Origin of the sequence: Luteimonas salinilitoris (assembly GCF_041300785.1) — a bacterium.
Lineage (GTDB): Bacteria > Pseudomonadota > Gammaproteobacteria > Xanthomonadales > Xanthomonadaceae > Luteimonas > Luteimonas salinilitoris.
The window spans coordinates 149,126-162,048 of sequence record NZ_JBFWIB010000006.1 but is presented as its reverse complement, the minus strand read 5'-3'; the positions used below and the strand labels follow the sequence as shown (position 1 = coordinate 162,048).

Sequence of the window (12,923 nt, the reverse complement as noted above, 5' to 3'; positions counted from 1 at the left end):
CCATGGCGACGGCCCATTCTTCACTGCGGCGGACAGGGCTGCCTGGCGCGGCACCGCCGAAGGCTTCGGCTTCAAACCCAACCGTCGCTGCCGACCGCACGCAGGTAGGCCTGCAGGCCGCGATCGGCCGTGTCGTCGAACCGTTCCCCGGTCCCGGCGAACGCGTCCATCCGGTCCGGACGGAAATTGCGGAATCCGGCGCGCAGCCGGCACCAGGCGCCGAGCGTCCAGCTGCCGCCCCAGAACGCCAGGCACAGCGGCTCGATTTCACGTTCGCTGTTGCGGCCGTCGCCGTCGCAGTAGCGGATCGCCAGCACCTGCCGCGCCTCGATCGCGGCGTGCAGGCGGTCGATGACGCCGCTGGCCTCGATCCGGTCTCCGCGCGCGGGCGCGTAGATGCGGGTGCGCTGCGCGCGCGCCTGCAGCGCCGGCGGCAGCACCGCCTCGATCTTGAGCAGCGCGGCGCGCGCCGCGGCCGCCAGCCGCGGACCGCCGAACGCGCGCACGAAGCGCGTGCCGGTCACCAGGGCCTCGAGTTCGTCGCCGTCGAACATCAGCGGCGGGATGTCGGCGCCCTTGCGCAGCACGTAGCCGATGCCGGCCTCGCCCTCGATCGGCACGCCCGACAGCTGCAGGTCGACGATGTCGCGGTACACCGTGCGGACCGACACCCCGAGGGTGGCGGACAGCTGGTGCGCCGGCAGCGCGGAACGGCGGCCACGCAGGGCATGGATGATCAGGAACAGTCGGTCGGCGCGGCGCATCGGCACATCATTGCGCAGGGCCTTGGCGGCGGCCAGCCGCCGATGGGACGGCGCGGGCTCACCACGGCGAGCCCGCGGTCGGCCGCAGGCGCATGACCTCGCGTTCGCGCGGTCGCTGCGGCGGTGCGTCGGCATGCCAGGCCGCGCGCATGCCGTCGTCCCACACCGGCACGCGGGCGAACCAGGCGAACACGTGTTCCCCCTGGCGCACGGGCAGGGCGGGAAAATCGTTCGACGCATACTCGCTGGCGAAGACGCCCAGCAGCGCGGCGCCGGCGGCCGCGAACCGCGGCCACAGCCGCTGCCGGAAATGCAGCGGCACCGCCGGATCGACCGGGGCGTCGAAACGGCACACCACGCCGATCACCTCCGCGCCCGCGGCCACGCCGGCATCCGTCGCGTCCGCGTCGGCCGGATCGAGGACCGGCCGCAGCAGCAGCACGTCGTCCGAATCGATCATGGTCGCGTTCGCCGCATCGCGATGGCGGCGCCACGCCGGACCGCCGTAGAAGCCGGCCAGCGCCTGCCGCCGCGCCTCCATGCCGGGAAAGCCGCGCAGCCACACGAAGCGGTCGGGCACGTCGAGATCGCGAAAACGGCCGAGCAGGCGCATGCCGCAGGCTTCCTGCGGCGTCACCAGTTCGCGCTCGAACAGGTCGATCAACGTATCGCGGCGCCCCGGGTGCAGGGTGTAGCGGCGCAGCTCGACCACCACGGGCAGCCTCGTCGCCGTTTCATCGTGCCCTGTCATGGCCGCCGCTCCGCGGCCGCAGGCCGTCGGTGGCCGCCACGTCCGGCGGCGCAGGCGCCACGGCAGCTGCGGACCTGCAGCCGGCGCGTCATGCCGGCAACCGCGTGAAGTACATGTGCCAGTTGGTTTCCCAGCTGGCGCCGCCGTCGGTGGACAGGCCCTGCTGCCAGTGCGCGCCGTCGGCGGTGATGTCGTTCCAGATGAAACGCGCCAGCACGGTGCGGCCCTGGTGCCGGTCCATTCCGTAGAAGCTGCCGACGCCGTGCTCGAAGCCGCCGACGACCGGCGCCTCCAGGATGCCGTCGCGGTTGCTGGCCCAGTACAGGCTCCATTGCCGCGCCTGCGGATCGAACAGCCGCAGGGTCATGCCGAGCAGGCCGCCGCCCCAGTCGCTGACGAACTCGTCGACGTTGCCCAGGCCGCGCAGCACCGGCCGACATACCTGCTCCGCATCGAAGCGGTCCCAGTCCTGTGCGCCGGCCAGGCGCGTCCCGAGTCGCTCGTTGCGGACTCGCCAGCGGCCGTGCAGGAAATCGAAGTCGTGGCGACCGTCGCGGTCGTCGTGCGCTGCTTGCATGAAGTGTTCCTCGTCGATGGTCCCAGGCCACCGGGCCTGCGGGGCCGGCACGGGGGTATCCGCAACGGGAGACACCCGTCGATGCGGGCGGTTCCGGGGGAGGCGCTTGTTGCGCCGCGGTGGGAACAGCCTGCGCCGGGCCTGCTGACAGCATGGTGTCAGCAGGCATCGGCGCGCCGGCCTGCCGCCGCTGCCTGGCGCGCGCCATGCGCTTTATGCCTGGGCGAAGTGCCCGTGGAAGCCGAGCGGGAAGGCATACGGCAGCCAGACCTGGGCCAGCGGCCCGTCGCCGATGCGCCGTGCATCGAATACGGCGATGCCGCTGCGATCGTGCGCCGCATCGAGCAGGGTGCCGACCAGCCAGCCGTCGTCGGGCCGGTCGCTGCCGGGGCGCGGCACGAACACGTGCTCCTCGGCCAGGATGTCGGCGCCGTAGCGGTGCACCTCGCGCCGGCCGCGGGCCGGGTCGAGCATCGCCACGGCGTTGAAGTAGGGCGCGTTGGCTTCGCCCGCGGTGGTGGGTGCATACAGCCGCGCCGGACGATCGCCGGGCGTGCGCGGATCGAACAGCGGGAATTCGATGTCCGCGATGTCGTGCGCCGCCCAGCGCGCGCGGCCGCGGCGCAGGTCCAGATGCAGGTCCGCCAGCCGCGATGGCATGCCGCCGTCGCGCGCATGTCCGCGCATCGCCTCCCGCATCGGCGAACGCGCTTGCTCCGGATCGGCGTGACGGACGGCGCGCACCACGATCTCGCCTTCGCGTTCGAAGGCGTCGCCGAAGTGGTAGACGGCGGCAAAGTCGACCTCGAACCAGCGCGCCCGGTCCGGCGCGTTCTTGTCGACCACCGCCACCGCGCAGGCACGGTCGGTGGCGAAGCGCAGGCGTTCGAAGAATGCGCCGACGCCCTCGGCGAATTGGAACGGCGCCAGCACGAAGACCAGGTGCCGGTCGGTCATGGCGAAGCTGTGCAGGTAGCCGGGCAACGGCGTCTCCAGCATGTGCGCGCCGCGCAGCGTGCCGTCGGCGCCGATGTGCCAGAGCAGCATGCCGGCGGGGCCCATCATCGAGATCGCACCGAAGTTCCAGAGCGAGCCGTCGCGATCGCGCAACGGATGTGCGGAGAACGGCAGCGCCGCCAGGTCTTCGCGCCAGGTCACCGGCCCCAGCGTGTCCAGCATGTCGGGGGCGAGCTCGAACGCCGACCCGCCCTCCCACAGCGCGAACAGCCGCCCGCCGATCATCGTCACCGAGGTGTTGGCGGTATTGGCGTCGTCGTTGTTGCGCACCGGCTGCGCGTCCGGCACGGTGGTGCCGGCGGCCATGGTGAGGAAACGGCCGGCGGCGCGCTCGCGTTCGAACTTGGGCGTGGCCACCATGCGTGCGCGATGGGTCACGCCGTCCGCGCCCAGGCGCCAGCCGTGCACCATGCCGTCGCCATCGAACCAGTGCTCGTAGCGGAAGCCGCCCCGCTCCAGCCATGCCGGTCCGTTGCGGTACAGGGTGCCGGCGAGGCCGTCCGGCAGGCGGCCTTCGAGCTGCGCCGTGACTGGCCCGAGCGACTCGGTGCCGATGCTCTTCCAGCCCGCCAGCCACGGATGCCGCTCCAGGCCGGCGGCGAACTCCGCCGGATCTCCGGCCAGCGCCGTGCCGCGCAGCAGCGGCGGCGTCAGCGCCAGCGCGGTGGCGCCGGAGAGCAGGTTGCGCAGGAAACGGCGGCGGTCCATGGCGGCGCCCTCAGCGGATCGCGATATCGAGAGCGAGATCGTCTGCGCCGAGTTCGAACCGGGCTTCGTCGAACGTCGGCTTGCGCATCACCCGCGGGTTGTTGCTGAAGCCGTAGCCCTCCACCGGCAGGCCGGCGAGGTTGGTGTCGAGGCGGCCGTTGTCGTTCTCGTCGTGCGTGGCCATGACCGCGTAGGCACCCGGCGCCAGGTCGCGGAACACCACGCGCGCGCCGTCGCCATCGGCGGCGACCTGCGTGCCGGCGACCGGCGGCGCCTTGCCGTCCCAGCCGTCGGCGCCGTCGACCACCGCTACGCGCACGGTGCCGGCGGGGGTGCGCAGGCCCTGCAGGTGGACGCTGAGGTCGGCGGCCTGCAGCGGCAGCGCGGCGGGCAGCAGCAGGGCGATGATGGCGACACGGATACGGGAGATCTGCATTGCGGGCTCCTCGGCAGGTGGCGGAACGACGATCGCAGTGTCGGGCCCGCCCGCGCCGCGGACAGGAGCCGACGGTCATCGATCCGACCTGCCGGAAGTCACCTCTTTCGTCCGCCCCATTGCCCTGGCGCGCCGTCCGCCGCAGCATGGCCGCATGACGTCGTCGGTCCGCAAATTGTTGCTGCCATTCAATCTCGCCGGGCTGTGCACGCTGGGCGCGGTGGCGCTGTCGATGCGCTGGATCGCGCCGGAGTCGGCGGTGCTCGGCTGGGCGGCGCTGGCGGCGTTCACGCTCGCCTTCCTGCTGCACGACGTCGGTCGCCTGCGCGACACCTGGGCCGGCCACGCGTTGCTGGTCCTGATGCCGTTGCTGGCACTGCTGCTGGTCTGGCTGACGCCGCGCGCCGGCACCGCGCAGGTGCTGCTGGTGGTGTGGACCGCCGCGCTGGCGATGGCCTGGCCGCTGCGATTGGCGGCGGCGGCGGTGCTGCTGGCGGACGTCGCGGTATACCTGATCCTGGCGCGGCAGGGGCATTTCTCGCCGCTCACCGTGACCCTGATGTATCTCGGCTTCCAGGCCTTCGCCGCATTGATCGCCCACTACGCCACCAGCGCCGAGCGCACGCGCGACGCGCTGGCACGCGTCAACGCCGACCTGCTGGCCACGCGCGCGCTGCTGGCCGACAGCGCCCGCGACGGCGAGCGCGTGCGGGTGGCGCGCGAGCTGCACGACGTCGCCGGCCACAAGCTCACCGCGATGACGCTCAACCTGCGTGCGCTCGGCAACGACCCGGCGTTCGCCGGCCGCGAGGAACTGCGCATCGCGCAGCGCATGTCGCAGGAGCTGCTGGGCGACATCCGCGGCGTGGTGCAATCGCTGCGCGACTCCTGCGGCCTGGACCTGGCCACCGCGCTGCATGCGCTGGCCGCGCCGCTGCCGCGGCCGCGGCTGCACCTGGACATCGCCGAGGACGTGCACGTCACCGATCCGGCACTGGCCGAGACCGTGCTGCGGATCGTGCAGGAGGCGCTGACCAACAGCGCGCGCCATGCCGATGCCGACATCGTACACGTGCACCTGTCGATGCGCGAAGGCGCACTGCAGGTGCGGGTGGAGGACGACGGCCGCCTGCGCGGTGCGCTGTGCGAGGGCAACGGCCTGGCCGGCATGCGCGAGCGGGTCGCCGCGCTCGGCGGCTCGCTGGCGTTCGCGGCCACTCCGCACGGCGCGCTGCGCATCGACGCGAGCCTGCCGGCATGAGCGAAGGCGCGGCTCCGGGACTGCGCATCGCCCTTGCCGACGACCAGGCACTGGTCCGCGCGGGCCTGCGCGCGCTGCTGGAACAGCAGGGGATCGAGATCGCGTTCGAGGCCGAGGACGGCGAAAGCCTGCTGGCGCAGCTGGCGCGGATGCCGGTCGACGTGATCCTCAGCGACATCCGCATGCCCGGCATCGACGGCGTCGACGCGCTGGCCGCGCTGCGCGCGCGCGGCGACGCCACCCCGGTGCTGCTGCTGACCACCTTCGACGAGGCCGACCTGCTGCTGCGCGCACGCGACGCGGGCGCCCAGGGTTTCCTGCTCAAGGACGCCGCGCCCGAAGACCTGCGCGAGGCGATTGAGCGCCTGGCGGCCGGCGGGAGCCTGTTGCAGCCGGTCAGCACCGATCCGGTGCGCGCACGCTACCGCTACCACGACGAGCGCGCGCCGGTGGACACCTTCAACGCGCGCGAGGTGGCAATCCTGCGGCTACTGGCCGGCGGCTACTCCAACCGGGAGATCGCGCGCAGCCTGTTCCTGGCCGAGGGCACGGTAAAGAACTACGTCTCGACCATCCTCGACAAGCTCGGCACCCGCGATCGCACCCGCGCCGTGCTCAAGGCGATCACACTGCGGGTGATCTGATGCGCTCGCCGCCGGTGTGATCCGGTTACGGGTTCCGGCCGCTCCGACCGATCGCCGGCGCCGGAGCGCCACGGGCGTCGCAACGTGCGGCGATGGTCGAAATCGCGGCCGCGCATTTTTGCGCCGCCCGCGGCGCATGAGAGGATGCGCATAGCCCTGCCGGTCTGCGAGCCCATGGTCCCCGCCTCCGCCCCCGATTTCATCGATGTCGTGCCCGGTATGCTGGATGCCGGCACCTGCGCGGCCATCGTCGAGCGCATCCGCGGCAGCGATGCACTGCAGCCCGGCCGGATCGGCGGCGGCGTGTTTCCCGAACTCAAGCGCAGCCGCGACCTGTCGCTGGCCGGCCACCCGGCCTGGGCGGACGTGGAACAGGCACTCAACGTCGCCGTCTACGGCGGCCTGCTGGGCTACCTGCGGCGCTATCCGCAGGCGCTGATCGCGCCACTGATGCTGCAGCAGCCCGGCGCCGACGGCGCCCCGCGGCGACTGTCCGCCGACGACCTGGCGGCGATGGACGATCGCCGCCTGGGCGAACTCGCGCGCACCTGCCTGCGCCCGGGCGCGATCAACCTGCAGTGGTATCGCGACGGCGAAGGCGGATATCCGTACTGGCACTGCGAACTCCATCCGCGCGATGCGCAGTGCGAGACCCTGCACCGGCACCTGCTGTGGACGGTCTATCTCAACGACGGCTTCGGCGAAGGCGAGACCGAGTTCCTGTTCCAGCAGCGCAAGGTCGCGCCGCGCACCGGCGACCTGCTGCTGGCGCCGACCGCCTTCACCCATACCCACCGCGGCAATCGCCCCCGCGGCGGCGACAAGTTCATCGCCACCAGCTGGATCCTGTTCCAGCGCGCCGAAAAGCTGTTCGCCGGGGCCTGACCAAACGCGCGTAGAGCGGAGCTTGCTCCGCTGCGCCGTCTCCGGAGATCGTAGAGCCGAGCTTGCTCGGCTGCACCGGCTCCGGAGCCGGGACGGGAACAGCGGAGCAAGCTCCGCTCTACAGCAGGATCAGCCGTCCTTGCGCGGCTGGTTGAGCACCAGCCAGTACAGGCCCACCTGCTTGACCGCCCACACGAACTGCTCGAAATCGACCGGCTTGCGGATGTAGCTGTTGACACCCAGGGCGTAGCTGGCCTCGACGTCGAACGGCTCGTTGCTGGTGGTCAGCACCACCACCGGCAGGGCGCGGGTGCGGGCATCGCTGCGGATCGCCTGCAGCACCTCGCGGCCGTCCACCTTCGGCAGGTTGAGGTCGAGCAGGATGATCGAGGGCAGGTCGTCGGGGTCGCGGGCGGCATGGGCGCCGCGCGCGAACAGGTAGTCCAGCGCCTCGGCGCCGTCTCGCACCACCGTCAGGGTGTTGGCGATCTTGGCCTCGGCGAAGGCGATGCGGGTCAGTTCGACGTCGTCCGGATTGTCCTCGACCAGCAGGATCTCTTTCTCGTTCACGCTCCGCTCCGCGACGCCGGCGCGGCCGGCAATTCGACGTGGAACACGCTGCCGGAACCGGGCGTCGACTCCGCCCACAGCCGGCCTGCATGCCGCTCGGCGATGCACTGCGCGATCGCCAGCCCGAGGCCGTGCCCGCCACCCTGCTCCGGTCCGTGCAGGCGCTGGAACGGCTCGAACATCCGTTCAGCATAGCGCATGTCGAATCCGCTGCCCTGGTCGCCGACCGAGATCACGATATGGTCGTCGCGACGCTCGCCGCGCACGTCGATGCGCACCCGCTCGCGTTCGCGCGAGAACTTCCAGGCGTTGTGCAGCAGGCGCTCGAACAGCTGCTTGAGCTGGCGCTCGTCGCCGAATGCCGCAAGCTGCGGCTGCACCGTCACCTCGGCGTCACGCTCCGGCTCGGCGTCCTGCAATTCGGCCGCGCTCCACTCCACCAACAGGCCGACATCGATCTGCTCCGGGCGCAACGGCGCCCGCGCGACATGCGACAGCTGCAGCAGGCCTTCGATCAATTCCTCCATGCGTGCGGCGGCATCGCAGATGCGATCCAGGTAGTCGCGCCCGCGCGCGTCGATGCCGTCGGCATGGCCGGCGGCGAGGATCTGCGCGTAACTGCCGATCGCACGCAGCGGCGCGCGCAGGTCATGGGAAATGCCGTGCGCGAGGGTTTCCTGCTGCCGGCGCAGCATCCGCAGCGCGTGCGCTGCCTCCTGCAGACGCGTCTCGGCGTCGTCGGCGGGCTGGTCTGAACGGGGCTCGGGAGACATCGCGGCTTCCGGGTGGTGCGCGGCCAGTCTAGCCACGATCCGGTCGCGGCAGCGTGTATCCGGGCTAAATCCCCGTCGGGCGCCTGCTAATACTTTTGGTGCATGCCGCGCAGGCGTGCAGGGCAAGAAAGGACGAGGGCGCCGCCCTGCGCGACAGCAGGCCCTAGAACAGGTCGCCCTGCGGCGATGGCGGCCGCGGCGGAATGAAGTGCGCGCAGTCGAGCGGCGGCAGGCGCCCGTAGCCAAGCCGGCGATGGGTGCGCGCGAAACGCCCGGCGATCAGGTCGGCGAACGGCCCCTCGCCGCGCATGCGCCGGCCGAACGTGCTGTCGTAGTCGCGACCGCCGCGCATCTGCCGGATCAGGCTCATGACGTGCGCGGCGCGCTCGGGATAATGCAGTTGCAGCCATTCGCGCCAGAGCTGCTTGAGTTCGTGCGGCAGCCGCAACAGTACGTGGCCGGCCGCGGCCGCACCATGTTCGCGCGCCGCCTCGAGAATGGCTTCCAGCTCGTGGTCCGTGATCATCGGGATCACCGGCGCCACCATCACCCCGACCGGCACGCCGGCATCGGCCAGTCGCCGCAGTGCCTGCAACCGGGCGTGCGGCGCCGATGCGCGCGGCTCCATCTTCGCCGACAGCCGGTTGTCGAGCGTGGTGATCGAGAAGTACACCGTGACCAGCCGCTGCCGCGCCAGCGCCGCCAGCAGGTCGAGGTCGCGCAGCACCAGCGCGTTCTTGGTGATCAGGCTGACCGGATGCCGGCACTCGGCCAGCACTTCCAGCAGTGCCCGGGTGATCCGGTAACGGCGCTCGATCGGCTGGTAGGCGTCGGTGTTGATGCCCAGCGCGATCGGCGAGCAACGATAGGAGGGCCTGGCAAGTTCCACACGCAGGCGCTCGGCGGCATTGGTCTTGGCGTACAGCCGGGTCTCGAAATCGAGGCCCGGCGAGAGATCCAGATAGGCGTGCGACGGCCGCGCGAAGCAGTACGCGCAGCCGTGCTCGCAGCCGCGGTAGGGATTGACCGACTGGCTGAAGGCGATGTCCGGCGAATCGTTGCGGCTGACGATGCTGCGCGCGCGCTCCTCGGTGACCACCGTGTCCGGGTGCGAGGCCTGCGCCTCGTCGGCCAGTTCCGCCAGACCGCCCCAGCCGTCGTCCTCGGCCCGGGCCTCGGTCTTCTCGAAGCGGCCGCTGACGTACGAACCCGATCCCCGCCCCTTGATCACCGTGGCCGTGGGCATCCGTTGCTTGCCGTTCTCACGCATGCCGATCAGATTAACTCCGCAGAATCGCAGTCGCCGCGACCGCGCCAGGCAGCCCCCATCGGTGGCGGCCATGATGAACGCGCCGCCGCGCGTCGCGAAGGGAAACAACGGCAGGGAACATCTGCCGTCGGCTTGCAACGGGTCGGGGCTGAAGCCCCTCTTACAAGAGCATCGGTGCCGGGGACGCCATGGGAGGCAAATTTCGATAGGGCCCTAACTGAACAGGCCGACGGCCCGGTGGCCGGTGCACGGCGTTCCCGCCGTTCCCGCTAGACACCAGAGCCGAGCCCCGCCCGGGGCGCAGCAGGGGAAATGCATGAGCCTGGTCGTCCAGAACGTCCGCCGGGATGGCCACCCCCGGATCCGGCCGATGCCTCCGCATCGAACCGGCGGTGGCCCGCCAACACCGATGACCGTCGACCGCGACGGTGCGCGGCTTCCGTCGATGCCCGGACCGGTGCCGCGGAACCGCGACGGCGCGGCCGCGCACCGTCGCCCACACACCTGCCTGTCATCCACGGCGCGGAGACTGGCCACTGCCGCGCGGCCGCTGCCGTCGTACCGCCGCGATCGGCAACCGCAAGGAGCGTGACGATGGCTGCCCTACCCAAGTTCAACCCGCACTGCGTGATCTGGTTCGGCCGGCCGTCGCCGCGCGAGCGCGACATGCTGGCAGCCGCCGGATGGCGGATGCGGATCGCCGATCCCGCCCGCGACATCCGCGTCGGCATGCGTGGCGAGGACTACGTGATCGGCCTGGTGGATCTGCGTGGCGGCGAGACCTCGGCGCTGGCGGCGCTGGAGCGGCTGGTCACCGACCATGCCGACCTGCCCCTGCTCGCGCTGACCTCGGAAGACACGCCGACCGAGGATGCCGGCGTGCGCCGGATCCTGAGCGCCTGCGGCGAGCGCCTGGTGGCACCGTTGAACCCGCAGCAGTTCGGCCAGGCGCTGTCGTCCTTCGATGTCGACGGCACGTGCATGGCGGACGACAGCGGCATGATCGGCCAGAGCGCGCCGATGCTGGAAGTGCACGGCATCCTCCACCGCTATTCGCGGGTCGACCTGCCGGTGCTGATCACCGGCGAGACCGGCACCGGCAAGGAGTTGGCGGCACGCGCGCTGCACGAGCGCTCCTCCCGCCACCGCGCGCCGTTCGTCGCGGTCAACTGCGGGGCGCTGCCGCCGAGCCTGGTGCAGTCGGAGCTGTTCGGCCACGAGCGCGGCGCCTTCACCGGCGCCAGTGCGCGCCGCATCGGCCTGTTCGAATCCGCCGACGGCGGCACCTTGTTCCTCGACGAGATCGGCGACCTGCCGCTGGACGCGCAGACCAACCTGCTGCGGGTGCTGCAGGAAGGCACCCTGGAGCGGATCGGCAACAGCCATTCGCTGCGGATCGACGTGCGTGTGCTGGCGGCCACCCATGTCGACCTCGAGCAGGCGGTCGCCTCCGGGCGTTTTCGCCAGGACCTGTACTACCGGCTCGACGTGCTGCGCGTGGACATGCCGCCGCTGCGCGATCGCGGCGACGACATCGAGCTGATGGCGCGGCGCTTCCTGGAGGCGTTCCGCGAGCACCATGCGGTGACCGCGCGCGGCTTCAACGCCGCCGCACGCCAGGCGATGCGCGCGCATCGCTGGCCGGGCAACGTGCGCGAACTGCTCAACCGGGTGCGGCGCGCGGCGGTGATCGCCGAACAGCCGTTGATCGGCCCCGCCGAGCTGCAGCTCGGAAAAGACGATGGCACGGGCGCGGGCCTGGACCACGCGCGCGAACACGCCGAGCGCGAGGCGGTGCTGTCGGTGCTGCGCGAAACCGGCTGCAACGTCAGCGCTTCGGCACGCCGGCTGCGCGTCTCGCGCGTCACCATGTACCGGTTGTGCCGCAAGCACCGGCTCTCGCTGGCGGAGATGCGGTGACCTTTTCACGCGCCGCACGCGGGATCACAGCATGTACGGCACCTTGAAGGTCAGGTTGAAGTCCGGCGCGTCCGGCGTCAGGCCGATGCCGAGCAGGCCCACCAGCGTGGTGTTGGCGTTGAGCGCGTGGGTCACGCCGAGATTGAAGGTGGCGGCGTTGGCGTCGCTGCCGATCACCTTGATCCAGTCCGCGTTCTCGTAGCGGGTGCGCGCACGCGCGTTGAGGCGGTCGCTCAGCGAGATGCTCAGGCTGGTGCGCTCGTTGAAGGCGAAGGCGACGCCGGCGCCGAAGTAGAACGCGCGGCCCAGCTGCACCTCGCCCGGGTTCACCGTGTCCGGGTTGTTGTCGAGGTCGTCGAAGCTGCCGGCGAACGAATGCACGTAGCCGATGTTGCCGAACAGGATCGCCGGATCGGTGGTCTTGACCGCCGACAGGCCGACGGTGGCTTGCCAGACGCCGTTGCCGGTCGGCTGCTCCTCCGGCACTGCGAAGCGGATGAAGTCGTCCTCGTCGCGCTCGAGCACCTTCCACGGAATGCCGTAGGGCTCGCGCCCGGTCGGCGCGGTGACGCCGACGTTGAGTACCGTTTCCGGCAGGAAGCCACGCTCGCCGAACAGCTTGTAGTTGGCGCTGGCGCTGATGTCGCCCAGGCCGGCGCCGTCGGTCTGCTCCTGCGCGACCGACGCCGCCGCGCCGCCGGCGCCGCCCTTCTGGTAGACGGTCTTGCGTGCGATGTAGGGCAGGTCGAGGTTCAGCGTCAGGCGCGGGTTGAGGCCCCAGCGCGCGGCGAAGTTGTAGTTCAGGGTGTCGGACTCGACGTTCTCGATGGCGATGTTACCGAGGAAGATCGCGTCCAGCGCCAGGAATCCGTTGAGGGTGAGCTGCTTGCGGTCGTAGCGGTTGTAGCTGACGCTGTTCTCCAGGATCAGCCGCTGGTTGAAGAGCGCCTGGTTCTGTTGCTTGACGTCGGCGACGCTGCGGGTATCCTCCTCGCGCGCGCGCCGCGCGTCCTCGGCGCTGCCGGCATAGCCTTCCTGCGGCGGTGGCGCGGCGGGCGCCGCGACCGGAGCCGGCTGCGGTGCAGGCGTTGCGGCGGCAGCGGCGATCGCCGTATCCGGCGTTCCGGTGGCCGGCGTCGCCGCGCTCTGGCCGCTGACCCGTGCCTGCAGCGCCTGCATGCGCATGTCCAGCTCGCGCAGGCGCCGTACTTCCTGGGCATAGCTGGCCTTGAGCGCGGCCAGCTCCTGCATCAGCTCGCCCATTTCCTTGTATTCGGCCGGGCTCGGCGCCACGCCCGTATCCTGCGCGGCGGCGGTGCCGCTCAACGCGAGCGCGAGCGCCATCGT

Annotated in this window: 13 protein-coding genes; 4 read left to right on the top strand and 9 right to left on the bottom strand. The window is 71.3% G+C overall.

The window, feature by feature from the left end:
• Positions 1-71: 71 nt before the first annotated feature.
• The 5 genes from AB5T46_RS11695 to AB5T46_RS11675 form a co-directional block, all read right to left on the bottom strand.
• Positions 72-764, bottom strand: a complete 693-nt coding sequence (locus tag AB5T46_RS11695; RefSeq protein ID WP_370564133.1) for a helix-turn-helix transcriptional regulator — start codon at positions 762-764, stop codon at positions 72-74.
• A gap of 58 nt (positions 765-822) precedes the next feature.
• Positions 823-1,515, bottom strand: a complete 693-nt coding sequence (locus AB5T46_RS11690; protein WP_370564132.1) for an NIPSNAP family protein — start codon at positions 1,513-1,515, stop codon at positions 823-825.
• A gap of 88 nt (positions 1,516-1,603) precedes the next feature.
• On the bottom strand, positions 1,604-2,092 hold the full coding sequence (locus AB5T46_RS11685; protein ID WP_370564131.1) for a hypothetical protein: 489 nt from the start codon (positions 2,090-2,092) through the stop codon (positions 1,604-1,606).
• A 213-nt stretch (positions 2,093-2,305) separates the two neighbouring features.
• Positions 2,306-3,817: a carotenoid oxygenase family protein gene (locus AB5T46_RS11680; protein WP_370564130.1), complete on the bottom strand. Its 1,512-nt coding sequence runs from the start codon at positions 3,815-3,817 to the stop codon at positions 2,306-2,308.
• Positions 3,818-3,827: 10 nt separating this feature from the next.
• Positions 3,828-4,253 (bottom strand): DUF2141 domain-containing protein, encoded by a 426-nt coding sequence (locus AB5T46_RS11675; protein ID WP_370564129.1) that lies wholly within the window; start codon positions 4,251-4,253, stop codon positions 3,828-3,830.
• Positions 4,254-4,407: 154 nt separating this feature from the next.
• Between AB5T46_RS11675 and AB5T46_RS11670 the strand changes: the two genes are divergently transcribed.
• The 3 genes from AB5T46_RS11670 to AB5T46_RS11660 all read left to right on the top strand — a co-directional run bounded on the left by AB5T46_RS11670 (position 4,408) and on the right by AB5T46_RS11660 (position 7,043).
• On the top strand, positions 4,408-5,514 hold the full coding sequence (locus tag AB5T46_RS11670) for a sensor histidine kinase (protein WP_370564128.1): 1,107 nt from the start codon (positions 4,408-4,410) through the stop codon (positions 5,512-5,514).
• The gene (locus AB5T46_RS11665) at positions 5,511-6,158 is read left to right on the top strand and encodes a response regulator transcription factor (protein ID WP_370564126.1); all 648 of its coding nucleotides are present in this window, start codon (positions 5,511-5,513) and stop codon (positions 6,156-6,158) included. The genes AB5T46_RS11670 and AB5T46_RS11665 overlap by 4 nt, the downstream gene beginning before the upstream one ends.
• A gap of 144 nt (positions 6,159-6,302) precedes the next feature.
• On the top strand, positions 6,303-7,043 hold the full coding sequence (locus tag AB5T46_RS11660; RefSeq protein ID WP_370564125.1) for a 2OG-Fe(II) oxygenase: 741 nt from the start codon (positions 6,303-6,305) through the stop codon (positions 7,041-7,043).
• Positions 7,044-7,172: 129 nt separating this feature from the next.
• Here AB5T46_RS11660 and AB5T46_RS11655 read toward each other — a convergent pair whose 3' ends face one another.
• From AB5T46_RS11655 to AB5T46_RS11645, 3 genes are all read right to left on the bottom strand, one after another.
• Positions 7,173-7,613, bottom strand: a complete 441-nt coding sequence (locus tag AB5T46_RS11655) for a response regulator (RefSeq protein WP_370564123.1) — start codon at positions 7,611-7,613, stop codon at positions 7,173-7,175.
• On the bottom strand, positions 7,610-8,386 hold the full coding sequence (locus AB5T46_RS11650; RefSeq protein ID WP_370564122.1) for a sensor histidine kinase: 777 nt from the start codon (positions 8,384-8,386) through the stop codon (positions 7,610-7,612). The genes AB5T46_RS11655 and AB5T46_RS11650 overlap by 4 nt, the downstream gene beginning before the upstream one ends.
• A gap of 163 nt (positions 8,387-8,549) precedes the next feature.
• A complete protein-coding gene (locus AB5T46_RS11645; RefSeq protein WP_370564169.1) occupies positions 8,550-9,656 on the bottom strand; it encodes a PA0069 family radical SAM protein in 1,107 nt (368 codons plus the stop codon).
• 594 nt (positions 9,657-10,250) lie between these two features.
• Between AB5T46_RS11645 and AB5T46_RS11640 the strand changes: the two genes are divergently transcribed.
• Complete coding sequence (locus AB5T46_RS11640; protein ID WP_370564121.1) at positions 10,251-11,576, top strand: sigma-54 interaction domain-containing protein; 1,326 nt, start codon at positions 10,251-10,253, stop codon at positions 11,574-11,576.
• Positions 11,577-11,600: 24 nt separating this feature from the next.
• Here AB5T46_RS11640 and AB5T46_RS11635 read toward each other — a convergent pair whose 3' ends face one another.
• Positions 11,601-12,839, bottom strand: coding sequence for a transporter family protein (locus AB5T46_RS11635; RefSeq protein WP_370564168.1), 1,239 nt, complete (start codon positions 12,837-12,839; stop codon positions 11,601-11,603).
• Positions 12,840-12,923: the final 84 nt, after the last annotated feature.